We start from the raw sequence: 23765 nt of genomic DNA, 5'->3' as shown, positions 1-23765 counted from the left end.
TGTTTCCATTTTTGAAAGCGCTTTAATCAGTTGCACATTACGCACATTATTGCATGGTATGAAAAAAAGTGCAGGTAATTTATTGCAGACGTTCAAGTTTATTATACAGCGTTCGGATCGAGATGTGTAATCGACGAGCCGCTTCCGACTTGTTGCCGTCCGCTTCCTCGATCGCCCGTTCAATCAAATCTCGTTCGTAACGTGCGACGGCGTCTTGCAAGGAAAGCGCGTCGGTCGGTCGTGTCGACGGGACACGGGCTGAGAGTTGAAGATGGTGCGGGGCGATCCACTGTTCGCTGCTCGCCATATAGATCATCGCCCGGCCGAGCACGTTCTCGAGTTCACGGACGTTGCCTTTCCAGTATTGGCTCTTCAGCAGTTCGGTCGCCTCACGGTTCACACCGCGCACACTGCGGCCGTACTCTTGATTCAATTTACGGACGATGCGCTCACAGAGCGGCTCGACTTCTTCAAGCCGGTCCCGGAGCGGCGGGATATGAATCGGCATCCGATTGATCCGATAGTACAAGTCTTCACGGAACGTGCCGTCCGCCACTTTCTGTTCGAGGTCGGCGTTCGTCGCCGCGATGATGCGGACGTCGACCGGAATCGCATTCGTGCCCCCGACCCGGACGATCTCATGTTCCTGCAGGACACGGAGGAGTTTGACTTGGACGTCGACCGGCAGTTCGCCAATTTCGTCTAAGAAGAGTGAGCCGCCATCGGCCTCTTCGAAATAGCCGACCTTCCCACCACGTTTCGCCCCACTGAAGGCACCGTCCTCATAACCGAACAACTCACTCTCGAGGAGCGTCGGGGAGATGGCCGCGCAATTGACGCGGACGAACTTTTTATATTTCCGCGGAGACTCTCCGTGGATCGCATGGGCGAACAACTCCTTACCTGTTCCCGACTCCCCGCGAATGAGGACGGTGACCGGCGTGACCGCGGCGAGGCGGGCCTGTTCGATGACGAAGCGCATCGCGTCGCTCGACGCGATGATGTCGGCAAACTGGTATTTCGCCTCAAGGTTGCGGATACGCGTCTTCGCTTCTTGCAGCTCGTCACGGAGCGCCCGGATTTGAGACACGTCCCGGATCACACCGACCGACCCGCGCAGTTTCCCTTCGACGATAATCGGTTCGGCATTGACGAGAATGTCGCGCCGCGTCGCCCCGATTTGCATCCGGATATCGCGGACTCCTTGCCCGGTCGACAGCACTTTCAAGTGAACGCTCTCCTGCATGCCGATGTCGGCCGTCGCCGGCTTATCGACGACGTCTTCTTTCTTGAATCCCGTCAGTCGCGTATAGGACGGGTTGATTAAAATCGTATTCCCGTTGTGGTCGGCGACCGAGATCGCCTCGCTCGTACAGTCGATGATCGCCTCGAGCATCTGTTGGTTTTGCTTCAGCCGTTCGACGACGATACGGATGAACTCCCCGGGCAAGACGACCGCGTCCGCAAAATGTTCTTTCAACTCATCAAACGTCTCAGAGCGTCCGGTCGTCTCGATCACGAAATCGAGACGTGTTGCAGCACATACCCGCCAATCCCCCGCCGTCATAATCCCGTGGTTGCGCGCGAGCTGCACGCCTTCGGCCATCGCTTCCGGGTCGATGACGGCGACGACGGTGACGAGCGGCGAGTCGAGCAACATCTTCAACACCTCGGTCCCGCCTTTCCCCGCACCGACAATCATCAATCGTTTATTCATTCTAATATCCCCCATTTTACCGTTCTGCATCCATGCTACTGAACCTGAACTGATTTCGCAACCTCACAAAAAAGGCCGTGTCGAGCTATGTATTTTCTGTTAAAATAATGAGTGTTAAGGAGGAGATCCTATGCGTATCATCGCACTGCTGATCTTAATCATCCCTGGCCTACTTGGTGTCTATGGCATCAAGTTGCTTCGCGACAGTTTCTTCCTCAAAACGAGCGTCCCATTCTCTTGGATCGAGTCGGTGGCAGCCGCCTCGATGCTCCAAGGAACGTTCGGGCTGTTGATCGCGATGGGCGGGATTGGTTTTGTGGCAGGTTATATCTTCAATCGTGACAAGAAAACAGGCAAAGTCCCGCGAATAGATTCTTGAACACAAAAAAGGTTCCCTAACTTGACTTCATTTCAAGTGCGGAACCTTTTTATTCGTATTGAATTGTGATCACTACGGATGATCTCCTCTCCTACTTGCTACAATCTTGTGACATGAGGTCCAATGGTCTTCTTAATGAAGAAGTTTGAAAGAAATTAGTAACTGCCGTCTTGCGTGAACGGAAACGTACCCATTCGAGTTACTAACAAATAGTCATCGGGTCATGTCGAACCATCCATCGTGAAGTCGAACGCTTGCCATAAACTGTTCAACGGTTGACAACACTCCTTTTGGTGAACTGAACGATTCGTTTTCCCCAAACACGGTCCCTAGCTTCGAACCGATGCCGGAATCGCCTCGCGAATGAGCGTACGTCGCGACCTCTCGTCGGGACGATGACGATTTGAGATGTCGTTCCCACCTCTGAGCTATTGACGGATAGCGGTCCGAGATGATTTCTTGCTCTAACCTGTTCCGGAACACGTTAGAAAGCGTTCATCTGACGCTCGTCCAAGTAACTTGGTACACCTTTATTATAACAAGTTCCGGCAATTTTGCAAGCGCTTTCTTTCACAATATTAAAGAAAATCAGGAGGAGAACCCCCTGATCGGTCATTTCTGTTTAAACGATTGATACGTGACGAAATATGAAATGAATTCAGAGTTTTTCGGACTGCGCTCGCGCTCAGGCCGGCCATCGAACATCTCATGGTCGCGCATCCCGTTCTCCCATGCCGTCTTGATGGCATGGCGCATCGCCCGCTCGACACGGGACGACGTCGTCTCATGCTCTTTCGCGATCATCGGATACAGTTCCTTCGTGATCAATCCGAGCAGCTCTTGGCGCTCCCGGACGTAGACGACGGCTTGACGAATATATTTGAATCCTTTGATGCGCGGTGAAATCCCGAGTTGTTGCAACAACAGCGAGATATCGAGTTCTTCCGGCGACATCGCCTCGAATTCTCGGCTCGAACCAGCGGCGAGTTCGCGGATTTTCGTGATCAATTGTTGAATGTTGAACGGCTTGACTAAAAAGTAAGAAGCGCCGAGTTGAACTGCCTGTTTCGTCACTTCATCTTTCCCGAACGCACTGAGCATGATCACTTCCGGTTTGGCATGAGCCAATTCCGTCTGTAACCGTTCGAGGACGCCGATGCCGTCCAGGTGCGGCATGATGATGTCGAGCAGCAGCACGTCCGGCTGGTGTGTCTTGACGACGTCTAAGCATGCCTCGCCGTCGTAGGCGGTCCCGACGACTTTTAAGTCGTCCTCGGACTCGAGTTGTCGGGTCAACAAGTCGACGATTTCTCGATTGTCGTCCGCGATGCATAATGTGATCAATTAAGACACCCCTTCGATAAACTTCCGTTTTAATTGGAGAGACATAGTGAGCAGTTCCTCCACATGTTGTTTCGTCAAATCCGTCATCTGCGCCCCGGCGATCATGCGCCCGAGCTCATCGACTCGTTCGGCATGACCAAGCGTGGAGACGTTCGTCTTCGTGCGATCATCCGTCTCCGTCTTCGTGATGTACAAGTGCTGATCTGCCATGGCGGCCACTTGAGCCAAATGGGTGATACAGAGCACTTGTGAGCCGACCGACAGACGGAAGATCTTCTCACCCATCGCTTGGGCGACCCGCCCCGAGACACCCGTGTCCACTTCATCGAAAATGATCGACGCGACGCCGACCGTTCGCGAGAAAATCGACTTCAAGGCGAGCATGACGCGGGACAATTCTCCGCCGGAGGCCACTTTGGCGAGCGGCTTGAAAGGCTCCCCGACGTTCGTCATCATATAGAATTCGACTTGATCGAGCCCGTCCGCCTTGAACAGTCCTTCTTTGAACCGAACTTCGAACTGGGTCTTCTCCATATATAATTCTTTCAATTCACGCTGAATCGCCTTCTCGAGCTCGGTAGCCGCTTGTTTACGGGCCGCCGATAGCGTCAGCCCGGACGTACGTACTTTTTGTTCGAGCTGGGCGAGCCGGTCCGATAGTTCTTGCAAATGTTCTTCCCGATTCGTCATCGATTTTAACTCATCGGCAATTTTTTCGCCGTACGTGATGACCTCGTCGATCGTGGCACCGTATTTCCGCTTCAGCTGTTGGAACAAAGCGAGCCGCGTCTCGATCTCATCGAGCCGGATCGGATCGAATTCGAGCGAGTCGAGCTGGTCACGCAACTGAAATTTCGCGTCTTCGAGCAAGAAGTAAGCGTTCGAGATCGTCTCGGCCATCGGCGCGAGCGATGTCGACAATGCGGAGGCTTCCTCCATCTCGCGCATGGCGATGCCGATCTGGTCGAGCCCTTTCGCCTCATCCGCGACCGCCTCATACGATAACCGGACGTGCTGATGAATCCGCTCGAAGTTGGCGAGCTCGTTCCGTTCCTCCGTGAGCGCCTGTTCTTCACCGACTTTCAGCTCGGCCGCCTCGATCTCATTCGTCTGGAACGCGAGCAAGTCCATGCGTTGGGCCAACTCTTGTTCACTTTGACTCAACCGTTTCAACTCATCGGCGACGTTTTTCCAATCGACGTAAGCCTCGCGATATCGCTCGAGGAGCGGGGCGAGCTCGGATTCAGCAAAGCTGTCCAAAATACCGAGATGGTACTCGGCATCCATCAAGTGCTGATGCTCGTGCTGGCCATGGATATCGACGAGCAGTCGGCCGAGTTCGCGTAGCGTCGATAGCGGCATCATCTTGCCGTTGACCCGGCATACGCTCTTTCCGCTGCTATGTAAGTCGCGGCGTAAAATGACGGTCCCTTCTTCGATCTCGATCCCGTATTGGGTCGCCGCCTCGAGGATCGGGTGGTCCGGTTCGACGATGAACAGCCCTTCGATCTCCGCCTTGTCTTGACCGTAACGGACGAACTCGCTCGAGCCGCGTCCCCCGACGAGCAAACCGATGGCGTCGAGTAAGATTGACTTCCCGGCCCCGGTCTCCCCTGTCAATACGGTCATCCCACGTTTGAACGTGATATTCAGTTCATCGATGATCGCAAATTGTTTGATCGATAGTTCTGCTAACATACGATAATTCACCTCATAACATTCCGAGTAGTCGTTCGATGATTCGTTTCGCCTGGTCTTCGTCACGGGCGATCATCAAAATCGTGTCGTCTCCACATACCGTTCCAATCAGCTCGTCCCATGACAAATGATCGATCAAGACACCGATCGCATCCGCATTGCCCGGCAACACTTTCATGACGACCAAGTTTTGAGCCGAGTCGACCGAGACGAAGCTGTCACCGAGGATCCGCTTCATCTTGCCGTACGGATTGAAGCGTTGATCGGCCGGGAGACTATACTTATAGCGACCGTCGTTGAGCGGCACTTTCACGAGATGAAGTTCTTTGATATCCCGCGAAACTGTCGCTTGCGTCACCGGATAGCCGGAGCGGTGGAGCTCATCGACGAGCTCGTCTTGTGTCTCGATTTCACGATTGGTCACGATTTCTCGAATTTTAATCAAGCGCTGTCCTTTGTTCATACTCGCTGACACCTCATTTTATGTTTCGCATACTCAGTATCATTCTAAAGTATTGTCGAAAAAAGGTCTAGCTTTCGCGGGATGAATTCCCTGGATCGGCGAGCGGACACAAAAAAACTGCAGACAAGACGTCTGCAGCTCAAGCGTTCTTCTTCAATTGCGCGTGGGCGGCGTCGATGACCGCGTCCACGTCGATGGCTGGGTCGACACTGCCGACGCCGGTGAAACGGGCGAACAATAAGAACTCGATATTCCCATCCCCACCGGTGATCGGCGAGAAGTCGAGTCCCGCAACTTCGAACCCTTCCGAGGCGAAGTAACGGACCATGTCGTCGACGACCCGTTCATGGATGGCACGGTCCCGGACGATGCCTTTCTTGCCGACATCGGCCTTCCCGGCCTCAAATTGCGGTTTGACGAGCGCCATGACGATGCCGTTAGGCTTCAAAATCGTCTTCAACGGCGGAATCATGAGCCGAAGCGAGATAAATGAGACGTCAATCGTCGCAAAGTCCGGCGCCACCGGAAACTGGTCCGCGGTCGCATGGCGGAAGTTCATCCGCTCCATGACGACGACACGGTCATCGCTCCGCAGCTTCCATGCCAATTGGTTATAACCGACGTCGACGGCATACATCTGCGCAGCGCCGTTTTGGAGCGCGCAATCAGTAAACCCGCCTGTCGATGAACCGATATCGATGCCGATGTTACCAGCCACATCGAACGGGAAGACTTGGAGCGCTTTTTCAAGCTTCAGTCCCCCCCGTCCGACGTATGGCAACACTTGGCCTTTCACTTCGAGCGGGATGTCGTCAAACACTTTGTCCCCCGCCTTATCAAGCCGTTCGGTCCCACTATAGACGAGACCGGCCATGACGGCCCGTTTCGCTTTCTCTCTCGTCTCCGCTAACCCGCGGTCGACGAGGAGTACATCTAATCTAGTTTTCTTTCGTTTTTCCATAGTTCCTCACACATTCTGTCGATTTGTCACTTGAACGAACTGCTGAACCGAGTCAGCGATTTGCGTCGGACGGAGCCCGATTTCTTCGAGCAATTGATTGACGCCGCCGTGTTCGATATAGCGGTCCGGAATGCCAAGTCGGAGCACACGCGGGAACTGCCCGGCATCGCTCGCATGTTCGAGCACACTGCTGCCGAAACCTCCGGCGAGCGCCGCTTCCTCTAACGTGACGAGCGGGATGCCTTCCGCGTATAAAGCGGAGAGCATGACGTCGTCGAGCGGTTTGATCGTACGAGCGTTGATGACACGGACGCTCACTTGCCCTTCAAGCAGTGCACGCACTTCAAGCGCGTCTTGCACTTGTGGACCGAACGTCAAGATGGCGACATCCGTTCCGTCCGCGACCGTCTCCCAGACGTCGAGCGGCAATTCGCGGAGCGTCTCGCTCATCGGTGTCCCGATTCCTTCGCCGCGCGGGAAACGGACGGCGATTGGACCGTCATCATACTTCAGCGCCGAATAGACGAGATGTTGCAATTCCTCTTCGTCTTTCGCCATCAAGATGCGAATGTTCGGCACGTGGCGCATAAAGGCGATATCGAACACGCCTTGGTGCGTCTCCCCGTCCGCTCCGACGAGACCAGAACGATCGATCGTGAAGATGACGTTCAAGTTTTGACGGCAAATGTCGTGCACGAGCTGATCATAGGCGCGTTGGAAGAACGTCGAATAAATCGAGACGACCGGCTTCAAGCCTTGTGTCGCCTGTCCTCCGGCCAATGTGACCGCATGTTGCTCGGCAATGCCGACGTCAAACATCCGCTCCGGGAATTGCTTGTTGAAGCAATCGAGTTTCGAGCCGACGCTCATCGCTGGTGTGATGAGTGTCACGCGCTCGTCCGTCTCGGCGACTTTCGTGATCGTCTCAGCGACGACCTTCGAATAGCTCGGTCCTTTGACCTTGCCTTTGATGACTTCTCCCGACTCGATTTTATACGGTCCGAGACCGTGCCACGTGCCGACACCATCGAGTTCGGCCGGACGATAGCCCTTGCCTTTTTTCGTGATGACGTGAACGATGACCGGTCCATCGATTTTCTTGGCGTACTCGAGCGTCTCGAGCAGGTCGCGTAAATCGTGACCGTCCGTCGGTCCGAAGTACGTGAATCCGAGCTCTTCGAAGAACGTCCCTGGGATGAGCGCTGATTTCAGCATATCCTTCACGCGTTCCACGCTCCGTTCGAGCGAGTTGCCGACGATCGGGATATGTTTGATGAGCGTCTCGACTTCCTCACGGGCGTGTTTCAGTTTACGTGACGACCGCATCCGGCCGAGCATGTTGTGCATCGCGCCGACGTTCGGCGCGATCGACATCTCGTTATCGTTCAAGATGACGATGACATTTTGTTTCTCGGCGCCGATATGGTTGAGCGCTTCGAGCGCCATTCCCCCAGTTAGCGCCCCGTCCCCGATGATGGCGATGGCCCGGTCGTTCGAGCGTCCTTTCAACTCGTTCGCGATGGCGATTCCCATCGCGGCCGATAAGGACGTCGAGCTGTGCCCCGTCTCCCAGACGTCATGATTGCTCTCACAACGCTTCGGGAATCCGCATAAGCCGTTGTATTGACGCAGCGTATCGAACTGACTCGTTCGTCCTGTCAAGATTTTGTGGACGTACGCTTGATGCCCCACGTCCCATACGAGTTGGTCTTTCGGACTGTCAAATACACGGTGCAAGGCAAGCGTCAATTCGACAACCCCTAGGTTTGGTCCCAAGTGCCCTCCCGTTTCAGCCAATTTTTCAATCAAAAACCGTCTGATGTCTGCGCCGAGCGCTTCTAACTCGGGTACCGACATCTTTTTTAAGAATGACGGGTCTTGAATGGATGTCAAGTCCATGATGACCATCCTTTCTCCTGTCTTATTACTGATTCGTACCTTACATTTTACAAGAATGTGTCCATAGATGCTATACATTCACAAAAACAAAGGTGACACGATGTGCTCATCGTGTCACCGAGATTAATGATTGCGTCGTACGACGAAGTCGAGAAGCTCCCGTAAAAGTGGGGCCTCGACCGAAAGTTCGGCCAGTGCGGCCTCACTTTCCGTGACTTCTTGTTCCAGCGCTTTTTTCGCTCCATCGAGACCGAGCAGTTTCGGATACGTCGCTTTATCGTTTCCTTCGTCCGAACCGACTCGTTTCCCGATGAGCGCCTCGTCTCCTTCGACGTCTAAAATATCATCTTGGATTTGGAAGGCGACCCCGAGATGTTTTCCGAACCGTGCGAGCGCCTGACGATCCGTCTCGGAAGCGTCCGAAAGGATGGCCCCCGCTTCAAGGGCATACACGAGAAGCGCCCCCGTCTTCCGCTCATGGATCGATTGCAGAGTCGACAGTGTCACACCGCTCCGTTTCTCAGCGAGCATGTCATCGAGCTGACCGCCGACCATGCCGGCGCTGCCTGCCGCTTCACTGAACCGTGTCATGAGGGCGACGACTTTCGTCGCTTCCAAATCGGCCCGTGCAATGAGATGAAACGCATCCGTCAGCAAGGCGTCGCCTGCGAGAATCGCGGTCGCCTCATCGAACTGACGATGGTTCGTCGGACGCCCGCGACGGACGTCATCGTCATCCATCGCCGGAAGGTCATCATGGATGAGCGAGTATGTGTGGACCATCTCGAGGGCGACGGCCGCTTCATGCCCGAGCGCCCTCGGACGGCCATATGTATCGAGGACGGCATAAAGAAGAGCCGGACGAATCCGTTTCCCACCCGCCTCGAGGGAGTATGTCATCGATTGAAACAAGCGCTCCGGCATCAGAGACGGATCGAGCAAGCGACGCGTCGCCTGTTCGACCTCTTCTTTCCATGCCTGTAGATGGACCTGCACGCTCATACGGTCCCTCCTTTTTCACGGAGCGTCCCGTCGAGTTCAAGAATTTCGTCCATTTTTTGTTCCGCCGCCGTCAATTTGGTCTGACAGAGGGCAGACAATCGCACGCCTTCCTCGTAAAGGGTCATCGCTTCTTCAAGGGCGACTTCTCCCGTCTCGAGTTGTGTCACGATTTCCTCGAGCCGGGCGAGCGCCGCTTCAAACGTCAGTTCTTCTTGTTTCTTCGCCATCGTGTCTCTCCTTCACTTCCGCGACGGCATGGCCATCCCGAAATCGGATCGTCACCAGGCCGTCATGTAGTTGTTTGACATCTTTCACGTACGTCCCGTCCTGTTCGACGAACGTGTATCCTCTCGCGAGCACGGCGAGCGGGCTGACAGATTGCAATCGTCCTGCCAACTGGGCGAATTGAACCGCCGGTCTCTCGAGAGGTCGAATGCGTTCTAACCGTCCTTCATATTGCCGGAAACGGTCGTCTTGCGTTCGGAACACTTGCATCAGATTGCGGACGTCGAGGCGTTGGGACGACGCTGCGAAACGGTGCCGCGCGTGCGTCACTTGTTTCGTGGCACTCTGTTCGAGCCGAATCTCGGCCTGGGCGAACCGCTCTCGCTTTTGAATGATCGTATAGCGGGGCGACTTGAGGCCGTAACTGTTTTTCATGCGCTCGACACGTTCGCGAAGCGAGGCCATTTGCGTCGTCACGACCCGCGTGAGTGCGCGACTTAAGCGCTCCACATCTTTTCGTTGCGCTTCGATTGTTGCCGTCGCGAGCTCCGCCGCCGCTGTCGGAGTGGCAGCCCGTACGTCGGCGACGAAATCAGCCAACGTAAAATCTGTCTCGTGACCGACGGCCGAAATGACAGGAATCTCGGAATCGTAGATTGCTTCGACGACGACATCCTCGTTGAACGCCCACAATTCCTCAATCGATCCACCTCCGCGTCCGACAATCAATACATCGCAGTCGGTGCGTTCATTCATCCACCGAATCGCACTCGCCACTTGCGGAGCGGCTTGTTCACCTTGGACTGCGACAGGAGCGAACGTGATGGCCACGTGCGGTGCCCGCCGTCTAAGCGTCGTCGCGATATCGTGCAAGGCTGCGCCTTTCGGAGACGTGATGATTCCGATGCGCTCAGGGAACGCCGGTAGCGGACGTTTCCGTTCCGCCGCGAACCAGCCCTTCGCCTCGAGCTCACGTTTTCGTGCCTCATAGCGTTCGAACAAGATGCCGATGCCGTCTTGCCGCATGAGCTCGACGTACAATTGAACATCACCGGTCGACTCATACATCGTCACTCGAGCGACGACGACCACGTTCATCCCGTCCGTAGGTTCAAAGTTGAGCGTGCGGGCATCTCGTGAGAACATGACCGCCTTCATGCGGGACGATTCGTCTTTCAGTGTGAAATAGCAGTGCCCTGAGGCGTACCGTTTAAAGTTCGAGATTTCGCCGATGACGGCGACTTGTTGCAACACCGGGTCACCGTCGAGTTGACGTTTCACATAACGGACGACTTCAGAGACTTGAATCGGATTAGCCACGTGAGGCGACCTCGACCGTATTGTGCATGAGCATCGTGATCGTCATCGGACCGACACCACCCGGAACCGGGGTGATGGCGCCAGCGACGTCGCGGACACCATCAAAGTCAACATCTCCGACGAGACGGCTGTCGACGCGGTTGACACCGACATCGATGACGATCGCTCCCGGTTTGACCATCTCGTTCGTGACGAGACCGGCCCGACCGACGGCGACGATCAAAATGTCGGCTTGACGCGTCATCGCACCGAGGTCGACCGTTTTCGAGTGACAGTATGTCACCGTGGCCGACTCGTTTAAAAACAGCATCCCGACAGGTTTCCCGACGATTTGGCTGCGACCGACGACGACGACGTGTTTACCGACGAGGTCAGTCTGTGTCTTGACGAGATGGAGAATTCCGTGCGGCGTGCACGGCAACAGTGTCTCGAGACCGAGCATCATCTTCCCGACGTTGGTCGGATGGAACCCATCCACATCCTTGTCTGGCGAGATGCGCATGATGACACGGTTCTCATCGATATGCTTCGGTAGCGGCAATTGAACGAGGATGCCATGGAGCTCGTCGTCCTCGTTCATCGAATCAATCAGTTCGAGCACTTCACGTTCCGAGATCGTCTCATCGAAACGAATCACTTGTGAATCGATCCCGATCTCAGCTGCTGCCCGTTCTTTACCCCGGACGTAGCTGTGGCTCGCCGGATCATCCCCGATTAAAATGACTTTCAGTTTCGGAACGATGCCGCGCGCACGAAGCGCACTGACCCGTTCTTTCAACGTTTCCCGATATGATGCTGCGATTTGTTTCCCGTCGATCACTACTGCCATCTCTCTCATCCCCCGTTATCTTAGGTTTCTCTGTAGTTGGTGTGGTGTCTTCTCTATTTGTATGACGCGTTTCTCTCTCTTCGTTTACGCTTTAATAATGTTGCCGAGGACGCCGTTGACGAGCTTGGCCGCTTCTTCGTCGGCGAACGACTTGGCGAGTTCGACCGCCTCGTTGATCGTCACTTTGTCCGGAATCGTCTCGACATAGAGCAACTCGTACGTCGCCATGCGGAGAATCGTCCGCTCGACGTTGCCGAGGCGATCGAGTCTCCAGTTTTTCAAGTTTTCGACGAGCAGTTCGTCAATTTCGTCTTTCTTTTCTAACGTCTCAACGACGAGTTGTTCGTAGAATGGATCCGAATCCATACCGTCGAGGGCGAATTCGATGGCCTCGTCCACCTTAAGTTTTGATACTTCGATTTGAAAAAGCGTTTGAATCGCTTTTTCTCGTGCTTCATGACGTTTCATTCAGATACTCTCCTTTTGCATGCTTTCATTGTGATAGTTTAGCATAAAGCCTCCATAAATTCAGTACAAAAAACCAGGAAGCCCAAATAATGTTCGGGCTTCCTGGTACGGTTCATTTTGTGAGCGTCATTTCTTTTTCGACAAATTTCGTGTCGAACGCGCCCGCTCGGAAACGTTCGTGCGCCATGACTTGTTGATGGAATGGAATCGTCGTATGAATGCCCGATACCGTGAACTCATCGAGCGCGCGAAGCATCTTCGCGATCGCCTCTTCCCGCGTCGGGGCATGGACGATCAACTTCGCCACCATCGAATCATAGAACGGCGGGATGACCGCGCCTGCGAACAGACCGCTGTCGACCCGGACACCCATACCGCCCGGCACGATGTACTGATCAATTTTCCCAGCCATCGGACGGAAGTCGGCAAACGGGTCCTCGGCGTTGATGCGGCACTCGATCGAGTGTCCGCTGAACGTGATGTCGGCTTGACTGATCGCGAGCGGATGACCGAGCGCGACCTCGAGTTGTGCTTGGACGAGGTCGAAGCCGGTGATCATCTCGGTGACCGGATGTTCGACTTGGATTCGCGTGTTCATTTCCATGAAATAGAACTCGTTCGACTCCGGGACGTAGATGAACTCGATCGTACCGGCACCAGAATAACGGATCGCTTTGGCCGCTTTCACGGCCGCATCTCCCATCGCTTGGCGCGTCGCCTCATCGATCGCCGGCGACGGTGCCTCCTCGATCAGCTTCTGCATCCGGCGCTGAATCGTACAATCACGTTCTCCGAGATGGATGACGTTGCCGTACTGGTCGGCGAGCACTTGCACCTCGACGTGGCGGAACGACTCGATGTACTTCTCGAGATAGACGTCGCCGTTGCCGAACGCCTGCTTCGCTTCTTTACGAGTATCCGTGAGCCCTTTGACAAGCTCTGTCTCATCATAGGCGACACGGATTCCGCGTCCTCCGCCTCCGGCCGTCGCTTTGATGATGACCGGATAACCGATTTCACGGGCGAGTTCGACCGCTTCCTCGTCGGTCACGACCCCACTCGATCCCGGAACGACCGGAACGCCCGACTCGATCATCGTTCGCTTCGCTTCGTCTTTAATGCCCATCTTCCGAATCGCATAACTGCTCGGTCCGACGAATTGGATGCCGCACGCCTCGCTCATCTCGGCGAATTCGGCGTTTTCGGCCAAAAAACCGTAACCCGGATGAATCATCGTCGCATCGACCGCACAAGCGACCGATAGGATGTTCGGGATATTCAAGTATGAGTCTTTGGACGGGTTCGGTCCGATGCAGTACGCCTCGTCGGCGAGACGGACGTGTAGCGCTTCACGGTCGGCCTCGGAGAAGACGGCGACCGTCGGAATGTTCAACTCTTTCGCGGCCCGGATGATCCGGACCGCAATTTCTCCACGGTTTGCAATGAGTAGTTTCATAGACACCTCACTTCACGCTGAAGAGCGCTTGACCATATTCGACTAAATCGCCGTCAGCGACGAGCATCTCGACGATTTCTCCGCTGATTTCCGCCTCGACGTCATTGAACAGCTTCATCGCTTCTAAAATACAGACCACTTGTCCAGCTTCGACGCGATCGCCGACTTGGACGTAGGCCTCCTTGTCCGGTGCCGGGCGCGAATAGAACGTCCCGACCATCGGCGACGTGATCGTCCGTAAGTTGCTCGGGGCCGCTTCCGGTGTGACTGCTTGCTCCGTTTGAGCGGCCGGTGTAGGTGCAGCGACCGGCGCCGCTTGGGCGGCTGGTGTATGATGGGCGGCGAGTTGCGGGGCCGCTTCTTTTTTCAATGATAGTTTAAATTCTGACGTCTCGAGCTCCAGCTCGTGGACCGACGTCTGATCGAGCATTGTGATCAGCTCTTTAATATGTTCGATTTGCATGAAATAACCCCCTGTTTATACCTGGTACTAATCTCTACTCTACTATAACTGGTCAGACCAGTGAATGCAACGACAAAAAAAGGGCCCATTCCGAAGAATGGACACCCTTTGCCTTACCCGTTATAGCGGCCCGTGAACTCGCCTGTGCGCGTGTCGACCGTTACTTTTTCGCCTGGCTCGATGAAGAGCGGCACTTGAATGATGTGGCCCGTTTCGACCGTCGCATTTTTCTTCACGTTCGATGCCGTGTCACCTTTGACGCCTGGATCGGCCTCGACAATCGTCAAGACGACCGTCGTCGGGAGCTCGATGCCGAGAATCTCGCCATCGTAGTCAGCGATGCTCACTTCCATGTTTTCAAGCATGTACGGGAGCGCCGCTTTCACTTGCTCGCCCGTGAGTTCGAGCTGCTCATACGACTCTGTGTCCATGAACACGTACGTGTCGCCCATCGGGTAGAGGTACTGCATACGTTTACGTTCGATGTGGGCACGCTCGATGCGCTCGCCGCCACGGAACGTCGTCTCTTGAATCGCCCCCGTGCGCAAGTTACGCATCTTCGTACGAACGAAAGCCGCGCCTTTACCCGGCTTGACGTGTTGGAATTCGATGACTTGCCAAATCGATCCGTCCGACGTTTTGACCGTTAAGCCTGTTTTTAAATCGTTAACTGATACCATGTTGATTTCCTCCTAAGATGAGCTGAGACTCAAGCCTCAATCGTAATTAACTCTTTTGGCGACTGCGTGAGACGGAAATTGCCAGTCTCAGTGATGACGATATCGTCCTCGATGCGACATCCGCCGATTCCGGCGATGTAGATGCCTGGTTCGACCGTGACGACCATCCCCGGTTCAAGCACCGTCTCCGAACGGAATGACAGCCCTGGCGCCTCATGGACTTCCATGCCGAGACCGTGTCCCGTCGAATGCCCAAAGTACTCACCATAACCGGCTTCTTTGATCACATCACGCGTCAACGCGTCCGCCTCGATTCCCGTGATCCCGGCTTTCGTGCCTTCGACACCCGCGAGTTGTGCGCGGAGTACTGTATCATAGATGTTGCGCAACTCGTCTGAGATCTCTCCGACGGCGAGCGTGCGCGTGATGTCCGAGCAGTACCCCTGATAGTAAGCCCCGAAGTCGAGTGTCACGAGTTCGCCTGCCTCGATGACCTTATCACTGGCCACACCGTGCGGCAATGCCGAGCGATGGCCCGATGCAACGATCATATCAAACGACGACGAGTCGGCTCCTTGAGCACGCATGAACATCTCGAGTTCATTCGCGACCTCTTTCTCTGTCCGGCCCGGGCGGATAAACGACTGGATATGGGTGAACGCCGCATCCGCAATCGCCGCAGCTTCCTTCATTATCTTAATCTCTGACTCATCCTTAATCAAGCGTAGCTTTTCGACGATGCCTGATGTCTCGACGAGTTCGGCGTTGACGTCTTTTTCATACGTCCGGAATTGCCCGACCGTCATGTCATCTTGCTCGATACCGAGGCGTGCGACCGCTTCCCGGTCCACGACTTCTGCGACCGACTTGATGAGCGATGTCTTGTGTTCAATGATGTCGAACCCTTTCACTTGGCTCGCGGCCTGTTCCGTGTAGCGGAAGTCGGTGATGAAGCTCGCCGACTTTGGCGTGATCACAAGGACGCCACTCGACCCGGTGAACCCCGACAAGTAGCGGATGTTCTCCCGTTTCGTCACGAGCAATCCGTCAATTCCGTTCGCTTCTAGCTGAGCTTGCAGTTTGTTGACCCGTTCAATCATGTCGATTCCTCCAATGTTCGATCAGCGCCTGCAACGCGAGCGTGTAACTCGTCAACCCGAAGCCGCTGATGACGCCGAGACAGACGCCGGCGAGCTTGGATTCATGACGAAACGACTCTCGTGCATGCACGTTCGAGATATGTACTTCGACGACCGGGGCCTTGATGGCGGCGATGGCATCTCGAAGCGCGATTGACGTATGTGTATACGCCCCGGCGTTGAAGATGACCCCCACATAATCGTACGCTTCGTGTAGCGCGTCGATCAGTTCGCCTTCATGGTTGGATTGGACGAACGTCAACTCGACGTCATCTGGCGCGGCGAGCAACAGCTCCGCCGTCAGTCCCTTCAACGAGACGTCACCATATACGTCCGGTTCACGTCTCCCGAGTAGATTCAAATTCGGCCCATTCAAGACGAGTATGTGCACAAGTCTTCCCCCCCTGTTCGTCAAGTCGCCTCTATTGTAACAAATTTAACGGTTGTAGCGACAATTGACGTTCATGTGGTTTCGTTTTTTAGGTGAATCACGGTATAATTCAACTATATAACTGTAGGAATCGAGGAAACGCCATGAAAACTAAACCACTGATCCCCGTTGGAGGGCAAGCGCTTGTGGAAGGCGTCATGTTTCAAGGACGCACCGAGAGTGCCTCGGCAATCCGCCGGAAGGACGGATCCATCGAGACGTTCGAGCAACCTCGCATCCTCGTCCCCTGGGTCCAATCGTTAAAGAAAGTCCCGTTCCTGCGCGGCGTGGTCGCCTTATACGAATCGCTCAAAAACGGTTCCGCCCACATGAACTTCGCCAGTGACCGCTATGACGTCGATCCGAGCGAGGACGAGGCGACGAAACCGGATGAGAAGAAACAGAACATCTTGATGGTCATCATGATCGCGGTCGTCGGGATCATCTCGTACGTGTTCGGCAAGCTCATTTTTAACGTCACACCGGCCCTGCTCGCCGCCATGTTCCAAAGTGTGCCCGCATTGTCCGGTCACGTGATTCAAAACCTCCTCGAAGGGGGAATAAAATTAGTATTGCTGCTCAGTTACCTCTATTTGATTTCCTTGACACCGCTCATTCGACGCGTGTTTCAATATCACGGCGCTGAACACAAGGTCATCAACTGTTATGAGTCCGGACGACCGATCACCGTCGACAACGTCCGCTCGAGCTCACGCCTCCACTATCGCTGTGGGTCAAGCTTCATCCTGTTCACCGTTTTCGTTGGCATCGGCGTCTATATGGTCGTCCCGATCGATCCGCTCTGGGTCCGACTCGTCAGCCGCATCGCCTTGTTACCGGTGGTCATCGGCATCTCGTTCGAGGTGCTCCAATTCACAAACCGTTTTCGTGAACATCGCTTCCTATCCGTCCTCGGCAAGCCGGGACTATCGCTACAGCTGTTGACGACGCGTGAACCAAACGATGAGCAAATCCGCGTCGCCATCGAGGCTTTCGAAACATGGGAACGTTCAGAACTAGGTCAACCGGCCGCGCAAAGAGAGGGATAAAGAGGAGGAAAGCACCATGATCAGACAAAGAATCGGTACGACCGCTGCCACGATCGTGTTCATCTTAGGCTTCATCGGAGTCGGACATATGCTCGCGACCGACCCCGGTCGCTTGTTCAGACAGTTGCTCTTCATCGGTATTTTCGGGTTAATCTTCTATGTGATTTATCGTGTGTTCATGGCTCCTAAAATCTCAGCCGAGGATATGCGGTACCGGAAGACCGCTCAGGCTTCCAAAAAACGGATGCAACGTCCCGGTGCGAACCCTAAAGTGAAACCGTCCGCGACGACGAAAAAGAAAGCGAAACCTGGTTCAAACGTGACGAAACTCTCGAAGCGCCCGGCTCGTTCGACGCATCGTAGCGACGCCCCTCACCTCACCGTCATCGAGGGGAAGAAAGGCAAGAAGAAAAAGAAAGCGAACATGTGAAAACGAACCAGATCGCCACGGGCGACCTGGTTCGTTTTTTGTCGTGATTCGGAAGTCAGTCCGTTTCGACGAAACCGATATACGGTAGATTGCGATACTGTTCGGCGTAGTCGATACCGTACCCGATGACGAACTCATCCGGGATCTCGAAGCCGACGTAATCGGCGTCGAGCGTGACGAGTCGGCGGGCCGGCTTGTCGAGAAGTGTACAAATCTTCAATTGCCCCGGTTGATGTAACGTCATATGCTGACACAAGAATTTAAGCGTCTGTCCCGTGTCGATGATGTCTTCGATGATGACGACGTACTTCCCTTCGACATCGAGGTCTAAATCTTTCCGGAGTTGGACGTTCCCGCTCGAAGTCGATTTCTTCCCATAAGAAGACGTCGCCACCGTATCAAGTTGGACACTGCCCGTCATCTGTCTCATCAAATCAGCCGCAAAGACGAGCGACCCTTTCAAGACGGCCACGAGGACGATTGGTGTCCCGGCCGCATCCCGTTCGATTTGTTCAGCGAGTTCCGCCACGCGCTGTTTGATTTGTGCTTCGTCAAACAGTGTCCCTTTGATTTGAATATCCATCATGTCGGCGATTGTTCGCCGTCACCCCCTTATCATTCTTACCAGCACCCATTCTATCACAAAAACAACTCAAAAACAGACTAAAATTCAATTAAAACGTTTTATCGTTCGGTTCTAGAGGCGTTTTGATAAAAAAGACCGCTCCCGAATCGATTCATCGGTCGCGGTCATCTAGACTCACTCATCGTCGTTCGTATTCAGTTCTTGAAACGCGCGAAACTGGGCCATCAGTTCGGGCTTATCATCAAAAAATTCGACGAACTGGGTCATGCAGTCAAGCGTGTTCGAGCTCAAATGGTGCTCGATCCCTTCGACGTCCTCGTAGACATGGGCCTCGTCGACACCAATCAAACGTAAAAATGATTCGAGCATCGCATGACGCTCGACGAGTCGTTTCCCGATTTTTTGACCTTTTTTCGTCAACATGAGTCCTCTATATTTCTCATAAATCAAATAGTCTTCCCGGTCGAGCTTTTGCACCATTTTCGTGACAGAGGAGGGATGCACCCCTAAATGTTCGGCGATATCGGACACGCGGGCGTATCCTTTCTCGACCATTAGCAAATAAATTCGTTCTAAGTAATCTTCCATACTCGGTGTCGGCATGGGCGTAGCCTCCCCTTATGTTCCGTTCTGCAACCTCTATTTTAACGCAACCACCTAGAAACCGAAAGCAGAACGGGTAAATCCATCAGTCAATCATTGTCTCATGACCTTATATTCTTTATAATGGATGTTGGTGAAACTTAATAGAGAAAGGGAGAACATCAATGGGAATCGAAACTATCCTCGTCATCATCCTATGGGCTGCGCTCATCGCATACATCGTCTGGCGTTTCTTGCCGGCACGCGGTTTGAAGAAAATGAAACAAGAAGAGTTTCGTGCGTCGCTCCGTAAAGGACAATTGATCGACGTCCGTGAACCGAACGAGTATAAGGGAGGCCACATCGTCGGCGCCCGTAACATCCCGGTCGGCCAATTGAAACTACGCATGAAAGAACTTCGCAAAGATCAGCCGATCCTCATGTATTGCCAAGGCAAGTCGCGTTCGAACCAGGCGGCCAAATTGCTTATGAAAAATGGTTATACCGACATTTACATGCTCGATGGCGGCTTCAAAAACTGGAAAGGGAAAGTCAAGAAAGACTGACCTGCCCACCACGTCCACTCCTCACTCCGAGGAGGGACGTTTTTTTATTTCCAGAAAAATACCCGCTCACGAATAGTGAGCGGGTTCGGATTCAATTGATTGACGACGGTTGGCGTCGTTCGTATTTGAGCACTGGTTTCCGAGCCGCAAGCGTCTCGTCCAGGCGTTTGACGACCGTCGTATGCGGGGCCGTCTGAACGATTTCCGGATTCTCTTCCGCCTCTTTGACGATTTGGAGCATCGTATCGCAGAAGGCATCGAGCGTCTCTTTCGACTCTGTCTCCGTCGGTTCGACCATGATGCACTCCTCGACGTTGAGCGGGAAGTAAATCGTCGGTGGGTGATAACCGAAATCGAGCAAGCGTTTGGCGATATCGAGCGTCCGAACGCCGAGTGCTTTCTGACGTTTTCCAGACAAGACGAACTCATGCTTGCAGAACGTGTCATACGGCACATCGAACGCATCTTTCAAGCGGGCGAACATATAGTTGGCGTTCAATACCGCTTCGCGTGAGACGCGCGTCAACCCTTCCGCACCCATCGTCTTGATGTAGCTATAAGCCCGAACGTTGATCCCGAAGTTGCCATAGAACGGTTTGATGCGACCAATCGATTGCGGGCGATCATAATCGAGCGTGAAGCCAGACTCAGAGCGGCGCGCGATTGGCGTCGGCAAGTACGGAATCAAATCGCGTTTCACCCCGACCGGACCAGAACCCGGACCGCCACCGCCGTGCGGCCCTGTGAACGTTTTGTGCAAGTTCAAGTGGACGACGTCGAAGCCCATATCCCCAGGACGGGCGATGCCTAGAATCGCGTTCGAGTTAGCACCGTCGTAATACAGTTTGCCGCCGGCCTCGTGCACGACTTTGGCAATCTCTAAAATATCAGCCTCGAACAAACCGAGCGTGTTCGGGTTCGTCAGCATGAGCGCTGCCGTATCCGTCCCGACTTTCGCTTTCAAATCCTCCAAATCGACGAGCCCGCGCTCATCCGACTTGACCGTCACCGTCTCGAAACCGGCGACGACGGCCGAGGCCGGGTTCGTTCCGTGTGCCGAATCAGGCACGAGTACTTTCGTCCGTTCCATATCACCGTTGTGATGGTGGAACGCCTTGATGAGCATGAGACCGGTCCATTCCCCATGGGCCCCGGCTGCAGGTTGCAGGGTCACTTCATCCATGCCAGTGATCTCAGCAAGTTGTTCTTGCAGATCGACCATGAGCTCGAGCGCCCCTTGAATCGACTCGACCGGCTGCAACGGGTGAATATGGGCGAAGCCAGGAAGTCGGGCCATGTCTTCATTCACTTTCGGGTTATATTTCATCGTGCACGAACCGAGCGGATAGAAACCGGAGTCGACTCCGTGGTTACGTGTCGAGAGCGACGTGTAATGGCGTACGACATCGAGTTCAGACACTTCTGGCAGTTCGGCCGCCTCTTGTCGAACCATCGAAGCCGGCAAGAGCGTCTCTAAATCGACTTCCGGTACCGTCGGCGTCGGCAAATTGTAGCCAGTCCGCCCCTCACGTGACACCTCAAAGATAAGCGTTTGTTCGTGTTGCATCAGTTCATCCCCCCAACCACTTCAACAAATAAATCGATTTCTTCTTTCGTCCGAAGCTCCGTCGCGCAGAGCAACATCTGGGTCTGACGGTCCGTTTCATACGTCCCGAGCGGCAAACCGCCGATGATACCATTGTCGAGCAGATGACGCGATACTTGCTCCGCATCGATTCCGAAGTCGACAACGAACTCGTTGAACATCGGTCCCTCATCGATAACCGTATAGCCGGCCGCTTTGAGCGTTTCTTTCATGTAATGGGCCGTTTGAATGTTACGGACGGCCATGTCACGAATCCCGTACTTCCCGAGTGCGGACATCGTGATTGATGCCGCGAGCGCATTGAGCGCTTGGTTCGAGCAAATATTCGACGTCGCCTTGTCACGACGGATGTGCTGCTCTCGGGCCTGAAGCGTCAAGACGAAGCCGCGCTTGCCATCCTCATCGACCGTCTGTCCGACGAGACGACCCGGAAGTTTACGCATGAGTGTTTTTTTGACGGCGAAGTATCCACATGACGGGCCGCCGAAGCTTTGCGGAATCCCGAACGGTTGGGCGTCACCGACCGTGATGTCGGCCCCGAGCGCACCCGGCGACTCCAAAATCCCGAGCGCGAGCGGATTGCTCGAGACGACGAACAAGGCGCCGGCGTCGTGCGCTGCTTTCGCGAGGGCTGACAAGTCCTCGACGCGTCCATAAAAGTTCGGATATTGGACGACGAGGCACGAGGCGTCCGTCAAATCGATGTCTGTCATGTCGGTCAATCCGGCGTCAACGTCCGTATATTCGACCGTGAGCCCTGGCCCACCGGCATACGTCCGGATGACGTCCTTCGCTTCCGGATGGACCGCTCCCGAGACGACGACACGTTTTTTCTTCGTATGGGCACTCGCGAGATACGTTGCTTCAGCGAGGGCTGTGATGCCGTCGTACATCGACGAGTTGGCCACGTCCATGCCCGTCAATTCGCAAATCATCGTCTGGAACTCGAACATCGCTTGGAGTTCACCTTGCGAGATTTCCGGCTGATACGGCGTATAGGCTGTATAGAACTCGGAACGGAGAAGCATGTGGTTCATGACGCTCGGAGAAAGGTGATCGTACATTCCGGCCCCGAGGAAACTCGGAGTCGATTTCGTGTGCACGTTCTTCTCGGCGAGCTTCGTCATATGACGAACGAGGTCAACTTCCGGAAGCGGCGCACCGATGGCCGCTAAAGAAGCCGTCTCCCGGAGCGATGCTGGAATATCCTCGAGTAGGTTTTCAATCGACTCGACGCCGATCGTTTGCAACATGTCACGCTCATCTTGCTCTGTCATCGGTAAATAACGAAACTCCATTCTGTTCATTCTGAATCCCCCTGTATCATTTACGTTTATAGAACGGTGTCGGCACTCGTTCGGCTTCTATTTTTTTCCCCCGAACTTCAACGATAAAGTGTGTCTCCTCCGCGAAACGGCGGTCGACACGCGCCCAGGCGATCGACTCGTTCACCGTCGGCGGCATCGTGCCGGTCGTGACGACACCGATCGTCTCCCCGTCAACTTCGACCGTCGCCCCTTGACGGGCGATGCCGCGCCCGAGCAAGCGTAATCCGATTAAGCGGCGCGGGATGTCTTCTTTTTGCTTCACGAGGGCATCCTTGCCGATGAAATCGGTATCGAGTTTGACGGCAAAGTTCAAGTTCGCCTCGAACGGCGTGACCGTCTCATCGAGCTCGTGCCCGTATAATGGCAAGCATGCCTCGAAACGGAGCGTATCGCGGGCCCCGAGCCCGCATGGAGTGACGTTTTCTGCTTCTAACGCCGACCAGATTGCGGCCACGTCCTCGGCCCGGGCGTAGAGTTCAAATCCGTCCTCTCCCGTATAGCCACTGCGTGAGACGATGGTCGACACGCCGGCCACGTCGCCGGTCATGAACCGGAAAAATTTGATGTCTGCTAGCGGCAAGTCCGTCAAGCGGGCCAGCACGTGTTCGGCCATCGGTCCTTGAATCGCGATTTGACCATAGGCGTCGGACTCATCGGTCACCGTGACGTCACCCGTCACATACTGACGAACGTGGGCCACGTCTTTTTCGATGTTCGAGGCGTTGACGACGAGCCAAAATGCATCTTCATCGAGTCGATAGACGAGCAGGTCGTCGACGACACCGCCATTCGGTAAACAGAACAGATTATACTGCGCCTGACCGATCTGTAATTTTGACACATCGTTCGTGACAAGACGTTGCACGTTCTCGAGCGCATCCGGTCCTTCGATGCGAATCTCCCCCATGTGTGACACATCGAACATGCCGACCTCGTTACGCACCGCCTGATGTTCTTCTTTAATCGACGAGAACATGATCGGCATCTCAAACCCCGCAAAATCCACCATCTTCGCCTTTACGGAAATCAAATCATATAAAGGCGTACGTTTTAACGATACTTTCTCCATATTATCCCCCAATCCCGAACGTAAATAATGTATTTCGTGAAATATTTCGTTTTCTATTCCACTCTATCAATTTTTT

The 23765-nt window shown here is 54.4% G+C and carries 25 protein-coding genes; 4 read left to right on the top strand and 21 right to left on the bottom strand.

Translation table 11 applies throughout. The features are described 5' to 3' along the window. Positions 1-79: 79 nt before the first annotated feature. Complete coding sequence (locus FED52_RS05970; protein ID WP_138859277.1) at positions 80-1717, bottom strand: sigma 54-interacting transcriptional regulator; 1638 nt, start codon at positions 1715-1717, stop codon at positions 80-82. Between the two features lie 130 nt (positions 1718-1847). Between FED52_RS05970 and FED52_RS05965 the strand changes: the two genes are divergently transcribed. Next, complete coding sequence (locus FED52_RS05965; protein WP_034777970.1) at positions 1848-2096, top strand: DUF2627 family protein; 249 nt, start codon at positions 1848-1850, stop codon at positions 2094-2096. 612 nt (positions 2097-2708) lie between these two features. Here the strand turns inward: FED52_RS05965 and spo0A are convergent. The 15 genes from spo0A to aroQ all read right to left on the bottom strand — a co-directional run bounded on the left by spo0A (position 2709) and on the right by aroQ (position 16434). Next, positions 2709-3440: a sporulation transcription factor Spo0A gene (spo0A, locus tag FED52_RS05960; RefSeq protein ID WP_138859276.1), complete on the bottom strand. Its 732-nt coding sequence runs from the start codon at positions 3438-3440 to the stop codon at positions 2709-2711. Next, positions 3441-5138, bottom strand: a complete 1698-nt coding sequence (gene recN, locus FED52_RS05955) for a DNA repair protein RecN (protein ID WP_138859275.1) — start codon at positions 5136-5138, stop codon at positions 3441-3443. Between the two features lie 13 nt (positions 5139-5151). Beyond that, positions 5152-5601, bottom strand: a complete 450-nt coding sequence (gene ahrC / locus FED52_RS05950; RefSeq protein WP_021067696.1) for a transcriptional regulator AhrC/ArgR — start codon at positions 5599-5601, stop codon at positions 5152-5154. A 139-nt stretch (positions 5602-5740) separates the two neighbouring features. Beyond that, positions 5741-6562, bottom strand: a complete 822-nt coding sequence (locus FED52_RS05945) for a TlyA family RNA methyltransferase (RefSeq protein WP_034777976.1) — start codon at positions 6560-6562, stop codon at positions 5741-5743. Positions 6563-6568: 6 nt separating this feature from the next. After that, positions 6569-8461, bottom strand: a complete 1893-nt coding sequence (gene dxs / locus FED52_RS05940) for a 1-deoxy-D-xylulose-5-phosphate synthase (protein ID WP_205729362.1) — start codon at positions 8459-8461, stop codon at positions 6569-6571. 123 nt (positions 8462-8584) lie between these two features. Beyond that, positions 8585-9463, bottom strand: a complete 879-nt coding sequence (locus FED52_RS05935) for a polyprenyl synthetase family protein (RefSeq protein WP_138859273.1) — start codon at positions 9461-9463, stop codon at positions 8585-8587. Then, complete coding sequence (gene xseB, locus FED52_RS05930; protein WP_034777980.1) at positions 9460-9690, bottom strand: exodeoxyribonuclease VII small subunit; 231 nt, start codon at positions 9688-9690, stop codon at positions 9460-9462. Before xseB ends, FED52_RS05935 begins: the two co-directional genes overlap by 4 nt. Next, on the bottom strand, positions 9659-11008 hold the full coding sequence (xseA, locus tag FED52_RS05925; RefSeq protein WP_138859272.1) for an exodeoxyribonuclease VII large subunit: 1350 nt from the start codon (positions 11006-11008) through the stop codon (positions 9659-9661). The genes xseB and xseA overlap by 32 nt, the downstream gene beginning before the upstream one ends. Continuing rightward, complete coding sequence (gene folD / locus FED52_RS05920) at positions 11001-11837, bottom strand: bifunctional methylenetetrahydrofolate dehydrogenase/methenyltetrahydrofolate cyclohydrolase FolD (RefSeq protein ID WP_138859271.1); 837 nt, start codon at positions 11835-11837, stop codon at positions 11001-11003. The genes xseA and folD overlap by 8 nt, the downstream gene beginning before the upstream one ends. An 84-nt stretch (positions 11838-11921) precedes the next feature. Next, positions 11922-12305 carry a transcription antitermination factor NusB gene (nusB, locus tag FED52_RS05915; protein ID WP_138859270.1) on the bottom strand — a complete coding sequence of 128 codons (384 nt, stop codon included), beginning with the start codon at positions 12303-12305 and terminating at the stop codon, positions 11922-11924. A gap of 112 nt (positions 12306-12417) precedes the next feature. Continuing rightward, entirely contained in the window at positions 12418-13761 is a 1344-nt protein-coding gene (gene accC / locus FED52_RS05910) for an acetyl-CoA carboxylase biotin carboxylase subunit (protein WP_034777987.1), read from the bottom strand. 7 nt (positions 13762-13768) lie between these two features. Beyond that, on the bottom strand, positions 13769-14224 hold the full coding sequence (gene accB / locus FED52_RS05905) for an acetyl-CoA carboxylase biotin carboxyl carrier protein (protein ID WP_138859268.1): 456 nt from the start codon (positions 14222-14224) through the stop codon (positions 13769-13771). A 113-nt stretch (positions 14225-14337) separates the two neighbouring features. Continuing rightward, the gene (gene efp, locus FED52_RS05900) at positions 14338-14904 is read right to left on the bottom strand and encodes an elongation factor P (RefSeq protein WP_021067706.1); all 567 of its coding nucleotides are present in this window, start codon (positions 14902-14904) and stop codon (positions 14338-14340) included. 29 nt (positions 14905-14933) lie between these two features. Next, on the bottom strand, positions 14934-16001 hold the full coding sequence (locus tag FED52_RS05895) for a M24 family metallopeptidase (protein ID WP_138860291.1): 1068 nt from the start codon (positions 15999-16001) through the stop codon (positions 14934-14936). Further along, positions 15997-16434 carry a type II 3-dehydroquinate dehydratase gene (gene aroQ / locus FED52_RS05890; RefSeq protein ID WP_138859267.1) on the bottom strand — a complete coding sequence of 146 codons (438 nt, stop codon included), beginning with the start codon at positions 16432-16434 and terminating at the stop codon, positions 15997-15999. Before aroQ ends, FED52_RS05895 begins: the two co-directional genes overlap by 5 nt. Before the next feature lie 143 nt (positions 16435-16577). Here aroQ and FED52_RS05885 point away from each other — a divergent pair, with 143 nt between their 5' ends. Further along, the gene (locus tag FED52_RS05885; RefSeq protein ID WP_138859266.1) at positions 16578-17522 is read left to right on the top strand and encodes a DUF1385 domain-containing protein; all 945 of its coding nucleotides are present in this window, start codon (positions 16578-16580) and stop codon (positions 17520-17522) included. A 16-nt stretch (positions 17523-17538) separates the two neighbouring features. Further along, complete coding sequence (locus tag FED52_RS05880) at positions 17539-17952, top strand: SA1362 family protein (RefSeq protein ID WP_034777995.1); 414 nt, start codon at positions 17539-17541, stop codon at positions 17950-17952. 55 nt (positions 17953-18007) lie between these two features. On the opposite strand, the gene hpt is transcribed toward FED52_RS05880, so the two are convergent. Beyond that, complete coding sequence (gene hpt / locus FED52_RS05875) at positions 18008-18535, bottom strand: hypoxanthine phosphoribosyltransferase (protein WP_138860290.1); 528 nt, start codon at positions 18533-18535, stop codon at positions 18008-18010. 177 nt (positions 18536-18712) lie between these two features. Further along, positions 18713-19141 (bottom strand): transcriptional regulator MntR, encoded by a 429-nt coding sequence (mntR, locus tag FED52_RS05870; RefSeq protein WP_138859265.1) that lies wholly within the window; start codon positions 19139-19141, stop codon positions 18713-18715. Positions 19142-19305: 164 nt separating this feature from the next. On the opposite strand from mntR, the gene FED52_RS05865 reads away from it, so the two are divergent. Next, positions 19306-19686: a rhodanese-like domain-containing protein gene (locus FED52_RS05865; RefSeq protein ID WP_034778003.1), complete on the top strand. Its 381-nt coding sequence runs from the start codon at positions 19306-19308 to the stop codon at positions 19684-19686. A 91-nt stretch (positions 19687-19777) separates the two neighbouring features. Here the strand turns inward: FED52_RS05865 and gcvPB are convergent, their stop codons facing one another. The 3 genes from gcvPB to gcvT are packed head-to-tail and all read right to left on the bottom strand — an operon-like array spanning position 19778 to position 23689. After that, a complete protein-coding gene (gene gcvPB / locus FED52_RS05860) occupies positions 19778-21253 on the bottom strand; it encodes an aminomethyl-transferring glycine dehydrogenase subunit GcvPB (protein WP_205729360.1) in 1476 nt (491 codons plus the stop codon). Further along, complete coding sequence (gene gcvPA, locus FED52_RS05855; RefSeq protein WP_138860289.1) at positions 21253-22590, bottom strand: aminomethyl-transferring glycine dehydrogenase subunit GcvPA; 1338 nt, start codon at positions 22588-22590, stop codon at positions 21253-21255. Before gcvPA ends, gcvPB begins: the two co-directional genes overlap by 1 nt. A gap of 25 nt (positions 22591-22615) precedes the next feature. Next, complete coding sequence (gcvT, locus tag FED52_RS05850; protein WP_138859263.1) at positions 22616-23689, bottom strand: glycine cleavage system aminomethyltransferase GcvT; 1074 nt, start codon at positions 23687-23689, stop codon at positions 22616-22618. Positions 23690-23765 lie beyond the last annotated feature (76 nt).

The sequence above is a fragment of the Exiguobacterium mexicanum genome, assembly GCF_005960665.1.
Classification (GTDB): Bacteria; Bacillota; Bacilli; order Exiguobacteriales; family Exiguobacteriaceae; genus Exiguobacterium; species Exiguobacterium mexicanum_A.
This window is presented reverse-complemented; position numbering and strand designations above follow the sequence as displayed.